The organism is Microbacterium sp. HJ5 (genome assembly GCF_054824025.1).
Genome location: NZ_JSYE01000029.1, coordinates 52,292 through 70,188 on the forward strand (window position 1 = coordinate 52,292; position 17,897 = coordinate 70,188).

Consider the following 17,897-nt stretch of genomic DNA (forward strand, 5'->3'; position numbering starts at 1 on the left):
GGCAGTACCCTGAAGCATGCTCGACCACCCGGGCGCCCTCGCCGCCGGCCGCCGCGCCTACGCGGCCGCGGAGTGGGACGCCGCGCTGGCGCAGCTGAGCGCCGCCCGCGCGATCGCGCCGCTCGATGCCGCGGACGTGACGGCCATGGCACGCTCGGCCTGGTGGCTCGGCCGCGTGCCCGAGTCGCTGGCTCTCGCCGAGGAGGCCTTCCGCGCATTCTTCGACAGCGGCCGGTCGTCCGAGGCGGCGATGACGGCGCTCCAGCTCGCGATGCTGTGGATCACCCGCGGCGACCTCACGATCGGGTCAGCCTGGGTGCACCGCGCGAGGCGCCTGCTCGACGACCTGCCCGACGACGTCGCCCACGCATACCTCGCCTACCTCGATGCGACGTTCGCGCTGGTGAGCGGCGAAACCTCGTGGCACGACGAGGTCGACCGGCTGGCCGACCTGGCGCGCCGGTTCCCGGATCCCGCGGTCGAGTCGCTCGCGCTCGCGGTGCGAGGACTCGCCGTCTTGCGCAGCGGTGACTCGGCGAGGGGGTTCGCGCTCCTCGATGAGGCGATGCTCCCGGTGCTGGCCGGTCACCTCGCGGCCGAGTGGGCCGGAGACATCTACTGCACGATCATCCACGTCTGTCACGAGCTGGCCGATTTCCGGCGCATGGAGGCATGGACGCGTGCGACCGAGCAGTGGTGCCGGCAGTTCGGGAGCGAGGCCATCTACACCGGCATCTGCCGCGTTCATCGCATCGAACTGCGCAGCGCCCGCGGCGAGTGGACCGATGCCGAGGCGGCGATCTCACGCGAGTGCGAGGACCTCGCGGGCGGCAACCCCTGGGTGGCGGGAGAGGGCTTCTATCAGCTCGGCGAGCTGCGCCGCCGCCGAGGCGATGCGGCCGGGGCGCGGGAGGCGTTCGCGCTCGCCCGCGCGTCGGCCATCGACCCCCAGCCCGGCGAGGCGCTCCTGCTCGTCGCGGAGGGGCGCGCCGCCGACGCCCGCTCGATGCTGTCGATCTCGCTCGCGGGACGCGATGCCGTCGCGCGCGTCCGGCTGCTGCGCGCGGTGGTCGAGACCGCGCTCGCGTGCGGCGATCGCGACGGCGCCGATGCCGCCGCCCGTGAGCTGCAGGATGCGGCCGTGCGCTTCGGCAGCGAGGGCTTCGCGGCGTGGTCCGCGCACGCCGACGGCATGCGGGCGCTCGCCGCAGGGGACGACGCGACGGCGATCGCGGCACTGCGGCGGGCCGAGGCGTTCTTCCGTTCCGATCGGCAGCCGTACGAGCTCGCGCGGGTGCTGCTTCTCGAGGCCGGAGCGTATGAGCAGTCGGGGGATGCCGCGGCCGCGACGGTCGCAGGATCGGAGGCGCGCAGCATCCTGGTCCGGCTCGGCGTCGAGGAGGAGGACTCCGCCCCCACCGCGCCGACGCACGGACCGCTCACGCCCCGCGAGCGCGAGGTGCTCGCGCTGGTGGCCGAGGGTTCCGGCAACAGGGAGGTCGCGCAGCGCCTCTTCATCAGCGAGAAGACGGTCGGCCGTCACCTCGCGAACGTGTATCTCAAGATCGGCGTCGGCACCCGCACGGCCGCAGCCGCCTGGTGGCACGCGCAGCGCACCTGACCGCGGATCATGCAGCCGCTCGCCCGCCGATCTGCATGATTCTCCCGATTCGGCGGGCGCGGGTGCACCTCTAGCGTCTGACGTGCGAGCCCGCCGCGGGTATCGCCCACGAACCGAAGGGAACGTCCGATGACCACCGTCCAGCCCACCGAGAGAACCGCGACCGCCGAGGAGTTCGCCGAGCGGATGCTGGGGTCCGTGCTCGGCTGCATCGACATCCTGTCCGCGTATCTGGGCGACCGTCTGGGCTGGTACCGCAGCCTCGCCGACGACGGTCCCGCCACGGCGACCGAGCTGGCCGACCGCACGGGCACCCAGCCGCGCTACGCACGCGAGTGGCTGGAGCAGCAGGCCGTCTCCGGCGTGCTCGTGCTCGACGCCGACGCCGGCGGACACGCAGAGCGCAACCGGTACTCGCTCCCGAGCGGCGCGGCCGAGGTCCTGACCGATACCTCCAGCCTCAATTACATGGGGCCGATGTCGAGGCTCTTCGCGGCGGCCGGAGGGGCTCTTCCTGAGTTGCTCGAGGCCTACCGTCACGGCGGTGGCGTGAGCTGGGAACGACTCGGCGCCGATGCGCGCGAGGCCCAGGCCGATCTCAACCGGCCCTGGTTCGGCGAGCTGCCGTCGGCCTTCGCCCGCGTCGAAGGCCTCCAGTCGGTCCTCACGCGACCCGGCGCTCGCATCGCCGACGTGGGGATGGGCGCCGGCTGGTCGTCGATCGCTCTCGCGCAGGCATATCCCGGCCTCCGGGTGGACGGCTTCGACATCGACGAGCCCTCGATCCAGATGGCACGGGCGAACGCCGCCGAGGCGGGCGTCGCCGACCGCGTGCGCTTCCACAACGCCGACGGCGACGGACTCGCGGTGCACGGCCCCTTCGACGCCGCGTTCGCGTTCGAGTGCATCCACGACATGCCCCGGCCGATGGACGTCCTGGCGGCGATGCGGCTCGCCGTGCCCGACGGGCCGGTCGTGATCATGGACGAGGCTGTGGGCGAGCGCCTCGCCGCGCCGGGCGACGAGCTCGAGAGGCTTATGTACGGCTTCAGCCTCCTGTGCTGCCTTCCCGACGGGCTGTCGCACCAGCCGAGTGTGGGCACCGGCACGGTGATGCGACCCGACACGCTCCGCGACTACGCGCAGGCGGCGGGCTTCGCGGACCTCGAGATCCTGCCGATCGAGGCCTTCGGCTTCTTCCGCTTCTACTCGCTCGTCAGGTGAGGCCGAGCTCGGCCGCGAGCAGCTCGAGGGTCTGCACGCGGCCGGGCGCGGCATCCATCGGCTCGTTCTCGTACGATCCCGCGATCGGCGAGATCATGACCTCGTCGACCCCGTGCTGCGCGGCGAACGCCCGCAGGTCGGCCGCGACGGCATCGGGCGTGCCGACGAACCAGTTCGCGCGGGCGGACGCCATGAACGAGTCGCCGAGCCCGTCGAAGTCGGCCGCGCCGGCGATGGACTGCTCGACCGTCTCGAGCGGGGTGAGCGGCTGGTTGGTGCGCAGGCGCGCGGTCATGCGCAGGTTGGGCAGGGCGCGGGCCTCGGCCTCGTCGGCGGACGGCGCGGCGAGGACATTCGCGGTCAGGAACGTGCGCGGCTCGGGGTGCGCCTCGCTCGGCTGGTACGCCGAGCGGTACAGGTCGAGGGCGCGTTCGAGACCCTGCCCCGAGAAGTGGTTCGCGAACACGTAGGGCAGGCCGACGGCGGCGGCGAGCTGGGCCGAGTAGTCGCTCGACCCGAGCAGCCACACCTCGGGCACGGTCGCCGCAGCCGGGGTCGCGTGCACGTCGTAGGTCCCGCCCGACGTGAAGCGCACGCTCGCCCCGTCGGGCGAGACGAGCGACACGATGTCGCGCACGTGGTCGGGGAACCGCTCGACGTCGCTCGCCGTGCCGCTCTGGCGCAGAAGCTGCGTGATCACCGGATCCGAGCCCGGCGCGCGACCCAGGCCGAGGTCGATCCGACCCGGCGCGAGAGCCTCGAGCGCCGCGAACTGCTCGGCCACGACGAGCGGGGAGTGGTTGGGCAGCATCACGCCGCCGGATCCGAGCCGGATGCGCGACGTGCGGGCCGCCGCGGCCGCCGCCAGCACGGGCGGCGTCGTCGAGGCGACGGCGGGCATGTTGTGGTGCTCGGCGAACCAGTAGCGCCGGAACCCGAGCTCGTCGGCGCGCGCGACGAGGGCGAGGGATGCCGCGACCGCCTGGGCGCTGGTCTGGCCGGCGCGCACCGGCACGAGGTCGAGGACGGACAGGGCCGGGGTCGCAGTGCTCATCGTGGACTGCAACCCCGGCCCGTGTGCGGGCATTCCGAACACGCGGGCCTGTGAACGTGCACATGGATAAGCAGCCGTCGTTGCGGCGGCAGTCCGGACGGCGCATCGGACACGAACTCCGCCTGAGCGCGGCGGCGCGCGGCGTGTCGGCGGCGTGTCGGCCCGGTCAGGCGGAGTTGGTGCCCGAGAGGTCCCGAGTCGGCGTACCGTTCGCAGGAGGAACCGGCGTCCGCCGCCCCCGCCGCGGCGTGTCGCATGCGACCGGGTCGATCGGTACAAGGGCGCCGGGTCAGGCGGAGGCGCGCCAGACCACCGGGCACTCCAGCACCCGGCCGCCCGTCTCGGGGTCCTCGCCCCGCAGCTGACGCAGCACCGACTCGGCGGCGGCTCGCCCGAGCTCGGTCGCGGGCTGGTGCACGGTCGAGAGCGGGGGATCGCACCGCAGCGCCCACGAGCTGTCGTCGAAGCCGACGACACCGACGTCGTGCGGGATGCTGCGCCCCGCCGCCTGCAGCACGTCCATCGCGCCGGCGGCGACGGCGTCGCTCGAGGCGAACACCCCGTCGATCTCGGGCGCGCGGTCGAGCAGGGCCCGCATGCCGGCCTGTCCGTCGGAGTACGAGTACAGCGGCACCCGCTCGACGAGCTGCGGGTCGAACCGGTTGCCGAGGGCGTCGACGAAGCCGGCCAGGCGGTCCGAGCCGGAGTCGCGGTCGAGGGCCGAGGCGATCATCCCGATGCGCCCGCGCCCGGTCGCCGCCAGGCGGGCCGTGATGTCGCGGGCGGCGCCGCGGTTGTCGATCGCGACGTAAGCGGCGTCGCCGATGTCGCGCGGGTGCCCCACGAAAGCGGCGGGGAGGCCAAGATCCGCGACGGCCTTCGTGATGGGGTCGCCGACGCGCGCCGAGACGATGATCACGCCGTCGATGAGCCCGCCGCTGAGATAGCGGGCCAGACGCTCGATGTCGCGGGGCGAATCGGCGATGAGGAAGGAGAGCTGGTAGTCGGCCTCGGAGAGAGCCGCGTTCGCCCCGAGCAGGATCGACCCGATGTTCGGGTCCTCGACGAACAGCGAATGCGGCTCGTGGACGATGAGGCCGATCGCCTGCGAGCTCTGCATGACGAGGCTCCGGGCGGCGCGATTGGGCACGAAGCCGACCTTCTCGATCGCCGCGTCGATCGCCGCGCGCGCCTCGTCCGACACGTATCGCTGGCCGTTGAGGACGCGGCTCACCGTGCCCCGGGAAACGCCCGCTTCGGTCGCGACATCCTTCACGGTCGCGCGTCGTCGTCGGCCTGTGGTCTCCACGCGGACCATCGTATGTGCACGAGCACACTCGATGCGGGAATGTTGACAGAGGGGTCGAGCGTGCATACTCTGTACACGTTCACAGAACCTCGACGCGGAGGAAACCGCTCGAATCTGTGCACGTTCACAGATTCGAGGAGAACATGACGGCCCCCGCCCGCCCCTTCGAGCACGACGGCATCGCGTTCGGTTGCGACTACAACCCCGAACAGTGGACGCCCGACGTGTGGGACGAGGACATCGCTCTGATGGGCGAGGCAGGCGTCGACCTCGTGGCGATCAACATCTTCGGGTGGTCGCACCTCGAGCCGCGGCAGGGCGAGTACGACTTCCGCGCGCTCGACGACATCATCGGCCGGCTGCACGCCGCGGGCATCCGCGTGAACCTCGGCACGGGCACCTCCTCGCCGCCGGCGTGGCTGACCCGCGCGCACCCTGAGGTCCTGCCGATGGCCGAGGACGGCACGCGCCGCTTCCCCGGCGGGCGGCAGGCCTTCTGCCCGAGCTCGCCGGTGTTCCGCGCCGCCGCCCTGCGCCTCGTCGAGGCCGTAGCCCGCCGGTACGGCGATCACCCGGCCGTCGCCCTCTGGCACGTGTCGAACGAGCTCGGGTGCCACAACGCCCTCTGCTTCTGCGACGAGAGCGCGGCATCCTTCCGTCGCTGGCTGCGCGAGAAGCACGCCACGCTCGATGCGCTCAACGCCGCGTGGGGGACCGCCTTCTGGAGTCAGACCTACGGCGACTGGGACGAGATCCTGCCGCCGCGCGCGACGCTGTCGACCCGCAACCCCGGGCAGATGCTCGACTTCCACCGGTTCAGCTCGGACGAGCTCATCTCGTACTACCGCGCCGAGGCCGAGGTCATCCGTCCGCTCAGCCCGATGCCGATCACCACGAACTTCATGGTCACCGCGCACATCGAGAACCTCGACTACTGGTCGTGGGCGGGCGACATGGACATCGTCGCCAACGACCACTACCTCGATCACCGCCTCGGCGACCCGACGGCCGAGCTCGCGTTCGTCGCCGACCTCTCGCGCGGCCTCGGCCAGGGCGCGCCGTGGCTGCTGATGGAGCACTCGACCGGTGCCGTGAACTGGCAGCCCCTCAACAAGCCGAAGGCGGGCGGCGAGATCATCCGCAACTCGCTCACCCACGTCGCCCGCGGCGCCGACGGGGTGTGCTTCTTCCAGTGGCGGGCATCGGTGCAGGGCAGTGAGAAGTTCCACTCCGCGATGCTTCCCCACGCCGGAACCGACTCCGCCGTGTGGCGCGAGGTGGTCGAGCTCGGCGGCATCGTCGACCGCATCGGCGAGGTGGCGGGCTCGCGCGTCGAGGCCCAGGTCGCGCTCGTCTTCTCGTGGGAGGCGTGGTGGGCGACGCAGACCGAGTCGCGGCCCAGCCAGTCGCTCGGCTACCTCGATCAGATCCACGCGGCCTACCGCGCGCTTCACGCCCTCGGCCTGACGGTCGACGTCGTCGCGCCGGGCGCCGACCTGTCGGACTACCGCCTGGTCGTCGTGCCCGGCCTGCACCTGGTGCGTGCCGGGGAGGCATCCGTCATCACCGACTGGATCGCGGCTGGCGGCACCGCCGTCGTCACCTTCTACAGCGGCACCGTCGACGAGGACGACCGCGTCTGGACCGGCGGCTACACCGGCCCGTTCCGCGACGCGCTCGGCGTCCGGGTCGAGGAGTTCGCGCCGATCGCCGCGGGCGAGACCCTCACGCTCAGCACCGGCGCGACGTCCACCCTGTGGTCGGAGCGCGCCCGCGTGACGACGGCCGAGGTCGAGGCATCCTTCACCGACGGACCCTCGGCAGGAAGCCCCGCCGTCACGCGCAACGCGTGGGGCGACGGCGCCGCGTGGTACCTCGCGACCCTGCTCGAGGAGGGCGACTACCGCGACCTCCTCGCGCGCGTCGCGGCCGATGCCGGCGTCCGCCCGGCCGCCGTGGTGCGCGGAGGCGGCGGCACGCTCGAGATCGTCCGTCGTCGAGGAGCGGATGCCTCGTACCTGTTCGTCGTCAACCACGGGGTGACCGCGGCCGTGGCCGAGGCATCCGGATTCGAACTCATCACCGGGATGCCGGCGAGCGGAGACATCGAGGTCCCCGCAGGCGCCGTGCGCATCATCAGAGAGGAGGCGGCCGCATGACCGCCACGGAAGTCCTCGTCACGCGAGGCGGCCGCAAGGCCCGCAGCGCGCGGCCCGACGGCGAGAGACGCCGTCACACCCCGCACAAGGGCGCGATCGCGATCTTCACGGGTCCGTTCGGCGTGCTCTTCCTGCTCTTCTACCTGATCCCCATCGGCTACGCCGTGTGGCAGTCGCTGCTGGTGGTCGAGCGCGACGGCATCTACGGCGAGCCGCAGGAGGTGTTCGGCGGGCTCGCGCAGTACGCGCTGGTCTTCCAGAACGCGCCGTTCTGGGAGTCGGTCGGACGGGTCCTGCTGTTCGGCGTCGTGCAGGTGCCGATCATGCTCGGTCTCGCGCTCCTGTTCGCACTGCTGCTCGACTCGCCGGTGCTCAAGGGGAAGAAGTTCTTCCGCCTCGCGTTCTTTGCGCCCTACGCGGTTCCGGGCGTCATCGCGGCGATCATGTGGGGCTTCCTCTACTCGCCGAACCTGTCGCCCTTCACCCAGGTCACGCAGACGATCGACTTCCTCTCGCCGCAGCTGGTGCTGTGGTCGATCGCGAACGTCGTCACCTGGGTGTTCGTCGGCTACAACATGCTGATCATCTACTCGGCGCTCCTCGCCATTCCGTCGGAGGTGTACGAGGCTGCCCGCCTCGACGGTGCCGGCCAGATCCGCATCGCGTGGTCGATCAAGATCCCGATGGTCGCGCCGGCGCTCATCCTGACCGCGGTCTTCTCGATCATCGGCACGCTGCAGCTGCTCGCCGAGCCGCAGGTGTTCCGCTCGTTCACCGCGGCCGTCTCGAGCACGTACACGCCGAACATGACGATCTACGCGACCAACTCCATCCCCAACTCGCACCTGGCCGCGGCCTTCTCGGTGGTGCTGGCGATCGCGACCTTCGCCCTGTCGTTCGCGTTCCTGAAGATCACGCAGCGGAAGGCGTCCGAGTCATGAGCCTCCTCACCCGTACCCGTGGCGCGACCGCCGACGACCTGCGTCCCTCGCGGGGGCCGAAGGAGAGCGTCCTCTCGCGCGGTGCCGCCCTGATCGTCATGGGCGTGTTCACGCTCTACTTCCTGGTGCCGATCTGGTGGCTGTTCATCGCCTCCACGAAGGACCGCGGCGACCTGCTCACCACGAACGCGCTCTGGTTCTCGGACTGGAACTTCTTCGCGAACGTGGGCGACCTGCTGACGTACAACAACGGCATCTACCTGCGCTGGCTGGTCAACAGCCTCGGCTACGCCGGCATCGGCGCTCTCCTCGCCACGGTCGTCGCCGGCATGTGCGGCTACGCCCTCGCGAAGTACCGGTTCCGCGGACGCGAGGTCTTCTTCAACGTCGTCCTCGGCGGCGTGCTCGTGCCCGCCACCGCGCTCGCCCTGCCGCTCTTCCTCCTGTTCAGCCAGGTCAACCTGACGAACACGTTCTGGGCGGTGCTGCTTCCGAGCATCGTCAGCCCGTTCGGCGTGTACCTCAGCCGCATCTACGCGGCGGCGAGCGTGCCGGACGAGCTGATCGAGGCGGGCCGCATCGACGGCGCCGGCGAGGTGCGCACCTTCTTCACCGTTTCGGTCCGGCTCATGATGCCGGCCCTCATCACGGTGTTCCTCTTCCAGTTCGTCTCCATCTGGAACAACTTCTTCCTGCCGCTCATCATGCTGCGCAGCCAGGAGCTGTTCCCCGTGACGTACGGCCTCTACTCGTGGAACACGCAGCTCAACCAGATCCCCGAGCTGCGCACCTACGTCCTCGTCGGCTCGTTCCTGTCGATCGTGCCGCTCATCATCGCGTTCCTGCTGCTTCAGCGCTTCTGGCGCAACGGACTCGGCACCGGCTCCGTGAAGTGACTCCCCGCCGGAGGGCTCGCCCCGAGGCATCCCTGTAATCCCATCACCCGATCAGTAAGGAAGATCATGCAGCACAAGAAGAGGGCAGTCGTCACAGGCGTCGCACTGCTCAGCGCGCTCACCCTCGCCGGATGCGCCGGCGGCGGCTCGGGCTCCACCGACAACGGCGGGGGCGCGGATGCCACGGCCTGCGCTCCCTCCGAGGAGAGCGTCACGCTCGACTTCACCTCGTGGATCCCCGGCATCGAGGACGTCGTCGCGATCTGGAACGAGGAGAACCCCGACATCCAGGTCGAGGTGCAGACCGGCCCGAACGGCAACGGCGGAACGTACCAGAGCTTCTTCAGCCAGCTCGAGGCCGGCAACGCCCCCGACCTGGGTCAGATCGAGTACGACGCGCTCGCGAGCTTCCGCGTGCAGGACGGCCTCGAGGACCTCTCGGCGTGCGAGGACGTCGTCGCCGCCGAAGAGCAGTTCATCCCGTGGACCTGGGGTCAGGTCACGCTCGGCACCGACGGCGTGTACGGCGTGCCGCAGGACTCCGGCCCCATGGCGCTGTTCTACCGCTCCGACCTGTTCGAGCAGAACGGCATCGAGGTTCCCACCACGTGGGAGGAGTACAAGGAGGCCGCCAAGGCCGTCCGTGCAGCCGGCGGCTACATCACCAACTTCTCCACCGCCGACATCAACCAGTTCGCGGGCTTCGTCTGGCAGGACAACGGCGACTGGTTCACCAACGACGGCGAGGAGTGGACGGTCGACCTGACCGGCGAGGCGTCGACGCAGGTCGCGGAATACTGGCAGGAGCTCCTCGACGAGGACCTCGTCGCCACCTACCCGGCCTGGACCGAGGAGTGGAACAACGCCTACAACTCGGGCGAGGTCTGGACCTGGAACTCGGCCGTGTGGGGCGCGAACTCCATCTCGTCCGGCGCTCCCGACACCGCCGGCAACTGGTCGGTCGCTCCGTCCCCGCAGTGGGAGGACGGCGGCGCCAGCGCCGGAAACTGGGGTGGTTCGTCCATCGCAGTGTTCAAGGGCACGGACCACCTCTACGAGGCGAGCAAGTTCGCCCTGTGGCTGAACACGTCGGACGAGGCGCTCACCGCCCTCAACCAGTCGGCGAACATCTACCCCGCCACGACGGCCGGTCTGCAGCTGCCGTCGCTCCAGGAGGGCGTCGAGTTCTACGGCGGCCAGAAGATCTACGACGTCTTCGCCGAGGCTGCGCAGCAGGTCAACCCCGACTTCGTGTGGGGCCCGACCATGACGCAGACCTACGCCGACGTCTCGGACGGCTTCCAGAAGGCGGTCACGGGTCAGGGCACGCTGCTCGAGGCGCTCGAAGCCGGCCAGGAGGCCACCATCGCGACGCTCAAGGCGCAGTCGATCCCGGTCGCGGAGTAGAGTCCCCGCGTGATCCATCACCTCCGCGCCGCGGGAGTCGGCCTCGTGCTCGACTCCCGCGGCGCGGGCATTCCCGCCGTGGTCCACTGGGGCCGCGACCTGGGCGTCCTGTCGCCGGCTGAGCTCGAATCGCTGGTCGAGGCATCCGTGCCCGCCGTCGGTCCGAGCTCGGTCGACGTGCCGCTGCGGTTCACGCTGCTGCCGGCGCTCGGCGACGGGTGGACGGGGCAGCCCGCGGTCGTGCTCGACGGGCGCGCGGCGCCGCGGCACGTGCGCACCTCGCGCGACGGTGACGTCGTGGTCGTCGAGTCGGCGATGGCGGATGCCTCGATCGCCACCCGCGTGGAACTCACCGCGCACGGCGTGCTGCTGCTGTCGCACACGATCCGCAACGACGGCGCGGTGCCGGTTCGCGTCGACTCGGCGGCGGTCGTGCTGCCCGTGCCCGACCGCGCGCGCGAGGTGCTCGACTTCTCCGGCCGGTGGGCGGGGGAGCGGCGGCCGCAGCGTGCGACCCCCGGCCACGGAGTGTGGCTGCGCGAGACCCGGCACGGCCGCGGCGGGCACGACGACCCGTTCCTCATGGTCGTCGGCACGCCCGGCTTCGGCTTCCGCGCCGGCGAGGTATGGGCCACCCACGTGGCCTGGAGCGGCGACACCCGCCAGTGGTTCGAGCGCACCGACCTCGGACCCACGCTGCTCGGGGGCGGGGAGCGGATCGCGGGGACCGTGCTCGCGCCGGGCGAGGAGCATCGCTCGCCGACCGTGGTCGCGACGTGGGCGGATGCCGGTCTCGACGGGCTCTCCGACCGCCTGCATCCCTGGGTGCGGTCATGGTCGACGATCGAGCGGCCCCGACCTCTCACGCTGAACACGTGGGAGGCCGTCTACTTCGACCACTCCCTCGCGCGGCTCGAGCCCCTCGTCGAGCGGGCCGCCGAGGTCGGCGTCGAGCGATTCGTGCTCGACGACGGCTGGTTCCTCGGCCGCACCGACGACCGGCGCGCGCTCGGCGACTGGACCGTCGACCCCGTCCGCTGGCCGTCCGGTCTCGGAGAGCTCGCCGCGCGGGTGAGCGGCGCCGGCATGGAGTTCGGCCTGTGGGTCGAGCCCGAGATGGTCAGCCTCGACTCCGACCTCGGGCGACAGCATCCGGACTGGCTCCTGACGCAGCCCGACTCGGTGACCTGGCGCTGGCAGCATGTGCTCGACCTGTCGCTCCCCGAGGTGGAGCAGCACCTGTTCGAACGCCTCGACGCGCTGCTCGCCGAGTACCCCATCGCCTACCTGAAGTGGGATCACAACCGCGACCTGCTGGTCGACGACTCGGGTGCGCAGGTGCGCGGGCTGTACCGGCTGATCGACCGCCTGCGGGCCGCGCACGCGGGGGTCGAGATCGAGTCGTGCGCGTCGGGCGGCGGCCGCATCGACCTCGAGATCCTGCGCCGGGTAGACCGCGTGTGGACGAGCGACACCAACGATCCGCTCGTGCGTCAGTCGATCCAGCGGTGGACCGGCATCCTCGTGCCGCCGGAGTACCTCGGCTCGCACGTCGGCGATGCGCGGGCGCACACCACCGGCCGGGTCGCTGGGCTCGGTTTCCGGCTCGCGACGGCGCTTTTCGGGCACGCGGGGATCGAGTCGGACCTGACGCGGGTCGCGCCGGAGGACCTCGACGCGCTGCACGCGTGGGCGGCGGTGTACCGCGAGCATCGGTCGCTGCTGCACGCCGGCCGCGTGGTGCGGGTGGACACCGCCGACGACGGCGTGCTCGTGCACGGGGTCGTCGGCGACGATCGCGCACTGTTCTCGTACGCCGTGGTGGGAGAGACGGATGCCGCTCTCCCCGCGCCGCTGCGGCTCGCCGGAGTGGATCCCGCCCGGGCCCACCGCGTGAGCGTGCTCGACGTCGGGGCGGACCCGGCCGTGCTGCAGGACGCGCCGCCGCCGTGGTTCGCCGTGGGCGAGGTCACGCTGCCGGGCGCCGTGCTCACGGAGACCGGCCTGCCGATGCCGCTGCTGCTTCCCGGCAACGCCGTCGTGCTGCAGGTCGACGCGGTCTGACGCGAGCGCCGGAGCCCCGCGGGTCAGCCGCGCGGTGCGCGCTTCACGGCCTCGTACGCGTCGAGTGCGGCCCTGCGGGTCTCGCCGAGGTCGACCATCGGCCGCGGCGGCTCGTCCGACCGGTGCTCGGGAGCCCACTGGCGCACGTAGTGTCCGTCGGGGTCGAACTTCTTCGCCTGCAGCTCCGGGTTGAAGATCCGGAAGTACGGCGCCGCGTCGGCTCCGGACCCGGCGACCCATTGCCAGTTGAACGGGTTGTTCGCGGCATCCGCGTCGACCAGCGTGTCCCAGAACCACTGCTCGCCACGCCGCCAGTCGATGAGCAGGTTCTTGATGAGGAAGGATGCCGCGACCATCCGCACGCGGTTGTGCATGTAGCCGGTCTCCCACAGCTCGCGCATGCCGGCGTCGACGAGCGCGAACCCGGTGCGACCGCGCTGCCACGCCTCGAGCCGCGAGGGCTGCAGCCGAGGCCATGGGAACGCATCGAACTCGCGCCGCAGGTTCTTCGTCGCGAGGTCGGGGAAGTGGAAGAGCGTGTGCCACGCGAACTCGCGCCACCCGAGCTCCGACAGGAACTTTCCGGCGCTCCCCGACTCGACCCCCTCGTGCCACACGGTGTGCGGGCTGACCTCGCCCCACCGCAGGCGCGGCGACAGCAGTGACGTCGCCCCGGCGGCGGGCTCGTCGCGAGCCTTGCCGTAGTGGGCGATGTCGTCGGCGAGGAACTCCCGCAGTCGCCGGCGCGCCGCCGGCTCGCCGGGCTCCCAGGTCTCGCGCAGGCCTCCCGCCCAGTCGGGCTTCTGGGGCAGCAGGTCCCAGTCGTCGAGATCGTCGGACGCGATCGGATGCCTCGGCCCCGCGATCTCGCGCGGCTCCGGCAGGGGCGCGCGCGGCGGTGGCCCCGCAAGGCACGCCCGCCAGAACGGCGAATAGACCGAGTACGGCGTGCCGGCGCCTGTCGTCACGGTCCACGGTTCGAAGAGGACGGAGCCCCCGAACGATGCGACCTCGACGCCGTCTTCACGCAGGTCCGACTTGAGACCCGCGTCGACGTCGCGCTCGGGTCCGCCGTAGCGACGGTTCCAGAAGATCGCCGAGGCCGAGGCATCCGCCACCGCCTTCTTCACGACCTGCGCGGCCGGCCCGCGGCGCAGCACGAGAGTGCCGCCGCGCTCGGCGAGGCGCTCGGCGAGCGACGCGAGGGAACCGTGGAGCCACCAGCGGGCCGCGCCGCCGAGGGGCCGGACTCCGGGTGACTCCTCGTCGAGCACGTAGAGCCCGATCACGGGCTCGTCGCGGTCGAGCGCCGCGCGCAGCGCGGGGTTGTCGGCCAGGCGCAGGTCGTCGCGGAACCACACGATCGAGGGGCCGGGCATGGGTCCATACTGCCGGGGCCCGGTCGCGGGCGGGCGGGGTTGACACGGCGGGCGTCGAGGCCCGGCGGGCACAGATTCGTCTCGGGCGAGGAAGGCGCGCGGCCGGCCGGGGAGCCGGGGGTCAGAGCCCGTCGGTCGCGTGGTCCTTCGGGACCACGACGACGAGCGAGCCGGGCGTCACCCGCGTCGCGACCGACACGGCCTCGCCGAACTCGTCGCCGTCGAGCTGCACCGGGGTCGGGGCCTGCGCCGCGATCTCGATGCCGGTGCCCCGCGAGTAGCGGACCGAGTTGTCCTTCGTGCGGAGCGCGAGCACCCGGCGTCCGGCGCGGAACTTGCGCAGGAAGCTGTTGTCCCACGCCACGCGCCGCCAGACGAAGATCCAGCCCAGCGGGCCCTTCGGCTGGAAGATGACGATGTCGAGCGCGCCGTCGGCGACGGATGCCTCGGGGATCAGCTCGAGTCCGGCGGGCAGCGAGCCGCAGTTCGCGAACAGCACGCTCTGCACGCGCGCGGAGTGCAGTCGCGAGCCCGCGAGCTGGTACATCACGCGGAAGGGCTTCGCGCTCGGGAGCGACCGTGCGGCTCCGTCGACGTAGGCGACCCACCCGACGGTCTTCTTGAGCTTCGCGTTGGTGTTGGCGATCATCGCGGCGTCGAGCCCGATGCCGCCCATCACGACGAAGGCCCGCTCCTCGGTCTCGCCGCCCTGGCGCTGCAGCTTCGACCAGCCGACGTCCATCTTCAGGCTGTCGCCGTCGAAGACGGCGCGGATCATGGCCTCGGGCTCGGTGAGCGGGAGCTTGAGGTTGCGGGCGAGCAGGTTTCCCGTACCGCTGGGCACGATCGACAGCGGCACGCCGGATCCGCTCATCGCCTCGGACACGGCGCGCACGGTGCCGTCGCCGCCGGCGACGAGCACGGCGTCCGCGCCGGCCTCGAGCGCCTGTCGGGTGACGTCGTCGCCGAGGTCGTCGACCGTGGTCTCGTAGAAGAGCGGCTCCGACCAGCCCGCTTCGGCGGACAGCCGGGTGAGGGCCTCGCGCAGCGCGTCGCCGTCGGCCTTGATCGGGTTGTAGACGAGCGCGGCCTTGGGGTTGGGTCTCTCCTCGCCGCCGCCCATCGACTCGGTCTCGCCCTCGGTGCCGACGCGGCGCGCCTCGCCGGACTCGCCGTCCGCGGTGTCGGGCGCGACATCGCCGGGCTCGCGGATCACGTCGTCGGGGGCGGCCGCCTCCTCCGGATCGGGCTGGTTGGAGCCTCCCGACGCGTCCGGCGACCCGTCGTCGGACGCCTCCTCGACAGCAGGAGACTCCGGTCGCTCGGCCGCGTCCGCCTGCTCCGCGAGCTTCGCGTCGGCGACGCGCAGCTCGGCCGTGTCGGGCCCGTCGGCGTAGATGGCGTCGGCGGGGTGGGCCGGGTCGGAGGCGTCCCCCTTCGCCGGGCCCGTCTCGCGGTCATCGTCGGATGGGGTCGCCATGTGTACAGAGTATGGCCAGATGAGGCGCCGGATGCCGCCACCCACCCGGCGACTAAGGTTGTAGGGTGATCGATCCCGTCCTTCTTCGCGACAATCCCGTGCTGGTCAAGCGGTCGCAGGAGGCCCGCGGGGAGTCTCCCGACACGGTCGACGCCGCACTCGACGCGGATCGCGAGCGCCGCGCCGCCATCACCGCCTTCGAAGAGCTCCGCGCCGCGCAGAACGCGCACGGCAAGCGCGTCGCGCAGGCGCCGAAAGAGGAGAAGGCCGCACTCGTCGCCGAGGCGAAAGAGCTGAGCGAACGGGTCAAGCACGCTCAGCACGCGGTCACGGCGGCGGAAGAGGCATCCGCTCTCGCTCTCGCCAAGATCGAGAACATCGTCATCGACGGGGTGCCCGCCGGCGGCGAGGAGGATTTCGTCACGCTCCGCACGCACGGCGAGGTCCCGGCGTTCGACTTCGAGCCGCGCGATCATCTCGAGCTCGGCGAGCTGCTCGACGCGATCGACATGGAGCGCGGCACCAAGGTCTCGGGCAGCCGCTTCTACTTCCTCAAGGGCATCGGGGCCCGGCTCGAGCTGGCGCTCATGAACCTCGCGCTGGACCGCGCGCTGCAGGCCGGGTTCGTGCCGCTCATCCCGCCGACGCTGGTGCGCCCCGAGGTGATGCGGGGTACCGGCTTCCTAGGTCAGCACGCCGCCGAGGTGTACCACCTCGAAGAAGACGACATGTACCTCGTCGGCACGAGCGAGGTGCCGCTCGCCGGCTACCACATGGACGAGATCCTCGACCTCGGCAAGGGCGCCAAGCGCTACGCCGGCTGGTCGACCTGCTATCGCCGCGAGGCCGGCTCGTACGGCAAGGACACCCGGGGCATCATCCGGGTGCACCAGTTCAACAAGCTCGAGATGTTCGTCTACACGACGGCGCACGATGCCGAGGCCGAGCACCTGCGCCTCGTCGAGCTGCAGGAGCGGATGCTGCAGGACCTCGGTCTCAGCTATCGCGTCATCGACGTCGCCGCCGGCGACCTCGGGTCGAGCGCGGCCCGCAAGTACGACGTCGAGGCCTGGGTGCCGACGCAGGGCGCGTACCGCGAGCTCACGTCGACCTCGAACTGCACCACGTATCAGGCGCGACGCCTCGACATCCGTCACCGCCTCCCCGCCGAGCCCGGGAAGGGCAGCGGCAAGACCGAGCACGTCGCGACGCTCAACGGCACGCTGGCGACGACCCGCTGGATCGTCGCCCTGCTCGAGACGCATCAGCGGGAGGACGGTTCCGTCCTCGTCCCCGAGGTGCTCCGCCCGTACCTCGGCGGCCTCGAGGTCATGGAGCCCGTCGCGTGAGGCGCGGCGCGCGCACCGAACGCCGACGCCCCGCGGGGGCGATCCGATGACCGAGGCGCACCTGCCCCGGACGGGTTCCATCAAGATCGTCCCGCCGAAGAAGGCGGCGAAGCTCGTCGAGCGCGTGGCGCGCGACACCGAGGACGAGTCCGTCGCCACCGAGCGGCTCCTCATCGCACTCGACATCGACGGCACGCTGATCCTCGAGGACGAGTCGCTGAGCCCCGGGGTCGTCGAGGCCGTCGAGCACGCCCACCGGGCGGGTCACGAGGTCATGATCGCGACCGGCCGCAGCTGGGAGGGCACGCGCGGCATCATGCGCGTCCTCGGGCTCGAGCCCGAGTTCGTGGTGTGCTCCAACGGCGCGGTGGTGATGCGACGCGTCGACGGCGACGAAGTGCGGTACGAGCGCGACCATGTCGAGACGTTCGATCCCGCCGAGGTGCTGACGCTGCTGCGCGAGCACCTCCCCGAAGCGCGCTACCTGGTGGAGCTGCCCGACGGCCAGCGCCTCTACACCGAGTACCTCGAGGACTGGAACCTCGTCCACGCCAAGCGGGTCGCGTTCGACGAACTCAAGGCGCAGGTCGTGTGCCGCATCGTCGTCGTGGCGCCCGAGCAGGGTGAGCAGGACTTCGTCGAGCTCGTCGGCCGCATCGGCCTCAGCCAGGTCTCGTACGCGGTCGGCTGGACGGCCTGGCTCGACATCGCGCCGGAGGGCGTCGACAAGAGCACCGGCCTCGAGCTGGTGCGCACCGAGCTGGGCATCGATCCCGCGCACGTGCTCGTCATCGGCGACGGCCGCAACGACGTTGGCATGTTCCGCTGGGCGCTCGAGAACGGCGGTCGTGCTGTCGCGATGGAGCAGGGTCCGCAAGAGGTGAAGGATGCCGCGGGCGAGACCACGACCTCCGTTGAGGCCGGCGGCGTGGCCGAGGTGCTGCGACAGCTCTGACGGGCATCCGGTGTGCCTTTCAGAGCTTCCCCAGGCGTCGCTGGAAGAATGGGCCGACA

General features: G+C 71.4%; 13 protein-coding genes. 9 read left to right on the forward strand and 4 right to left on the reverse strand.

The window, feature by feature from the left end:
* Positions 1-16: 16 nt before the first annotated feature.
* Complete coding sequence (locus OB08_RS13545; protein ID WP_461475579.1) at positions 17-1,621, forward strand: LuxR C-terminal-related transcriptional regulator; 1,605 nt, start codon at positions 17-19, stop codon at positions 1,619-1,621.
* Between the two features lie 129 nt (positions 1,622-1,750).
* Positions 1,751-2,845: a methyltransferase domain-containing protein gene (locus OB08_RS13550; protein WP_461475581.1), complete on the forward strand. Its 1,095-nt coding sequence runs from the start codon at positions 1,751-1,753 to the stop codon at positions 2,843-2,845.
* Here OB08_RS13550 and OB08_RS13555 read toward each other — a convergent pair.
* Together OB08_RS13555 and OB08_RS13560 are read right to left on the reverse strand one after the other, a co-directional pair.
* Positions 2,838-3,899 carry an LLM class flavin-dependent oxidoreductase gene (locus tag OB08_RS13555; protein ID WP_461475583.1) on the reverse strand — a complete coding sequence of 354 codons (1,062 nt, stop codon included), beginning with the start codon at positions 3,897-3,899 and terminating at the stop codon, positions 2,838-2,840. The genes OB08_RS13550 and OB08_RS13555 overlap by 8 nt on opposite strands.
* A 289-nt stretch (positions 3,900-4,188) precedes the next feature.
* Positions 4,189-5,217 (reverse strand): LacI family DNA-binding transcriptional regulator, encoded by a 1,029-nt coding sequence (locus OB08_RS13560; RefSeq protein ID WP_461475585.1) that lies wholly within the window; start codon positions 5,215-5,217, stop codon positions 4,189-4,191.
* Positions 5,218-5,351: 134 nt separating this feature from the next.
* On the opposite strand from OB08_RS13560, the gene OB08_RS13565 reads away from it, so the two are divergent.
* The 5 genes from OB08_RS13565 (at position 5,352) to OB08_RS13585 (ending at position 12,675) form a co-directional block, all read left to right on the forward strand.
* Positions 5,352-7,367, forward strand: coding sequence for a beta-galactosidase (locus tag OB08_RS13565; RefSeq protein WP_461475587.1), 2,016 nt, complete (start codon positions 5,352-5,354; stop codon positions 7,365-7,367).
* Positions 7,364-8,308 carry a carbohydrate ABC transporter permease gene (locus OB08_RS13570; protein ID WP_461475589.1) on the forward strand — a complete coding sequence of 315 codons (945 nt, stop codon included), beginning with the start codon at positions 7,364-7,366 and terminating at the stop codon, positions 8,306-8,308. The genes OB08_RS13565 and OB08_RS13570 overlap by 4 nt, the downstream gene beginning before the upstream one ends.
* Positions 8,305-9,204: a carbohydrate ABC transporter permease gene (locus OB08_RS13575; protein ID WP_461475591.1), complete on the forward strand. Its 900-nt coding sequence runs from the start codon at positions 8,305-8,307 to the stop codon at positions 9,202-9,204. The genes OB08_RS13570 and OB08_RS13575 overlap by 4 nt, the downstream gene beginning before the upstream one ends.
* 66 nt (positions 9,205-9,270) lie before the next feature.
* Entirely contained in the window at positions 9,271-10,611 is a 1,341-nt protein-coding gene (locus tag OB08_RS13580; protein WP_461475593.1) for an ABC transporter substrate-binding protein, read from the forward strand.
* Positions 10,612-10,620: 9 nt separating this feature from the next.
* Positions 10,621-12,675 (forward strand): alpha-galactosidase, encoded by a 2,055-nt coding sequence (locus tag OB08_RS13585; RefSeq protein WP_461475595.1) that lies wholly within the window; start codon positions 10,621-10,623, stop codon positions 12,673-12,675.
* A 23-nt stretch (positions 12,676-12,698) separates the two neighbouring features.
* On the opposite strand, the gene OB08_RS13590 is transcribed toward OB08_RS13585, so the two are convergent.
* On the reverse strand, positions 12,699-14,054 hold the full coding sequence (locus tag OB08_RS13590) for a cryptochrome/photolyase family protein (protein ID WP_461475597.1): 1,356 nt from the start codon (positions 14,052-14,054) through the stop codon (positions 12,699-12,701).
* A gap of 121 nt (positions 14,055-14,175) precedes the next feature.
* Positions 14,176-15,534: a diacylglycerol/lipid kinase family protein gene (locus OB08_RS13595; protein WP_461475599.1), complete on the reverse strand. Its 1,359-nt coding sequence runs from the start codon at positions 15,532-15,534 to the stop codon at positions 14,176-14,178.
* A gap of 65 nt (positions 15,535-15,599) precedes the next feature.
* Between OB08_RS13595 and serS the strand changes: the two genes are divergently transcribed.
* A complete protein-coding gene (gene serS / locus OB08_RS13600; RefSeq protein ID WP_461475600.1) occupies positions 15,600-16,883 on the forward strand; it encodes a serine--tRNA ligase in 1,284 nt (427 codons plus the stop codon).
* 46 nt (positions 16,884-16,929) lie between these two features.
* Positions 16,930-17,838 carry an HAD family hydrolase gene (locus tag OB08_RS13605; protein ID WP_461475602.1) on the forward strand — a complete coding sequence of 303 codons (909 nt, stop codon included), beginning with the start codon at positions 16,930-16,932 and terminating at the stop codon, positions 17,836-17,838.
* Positions 17,839-17,897 lie beyond the last annotated feature (59 nt).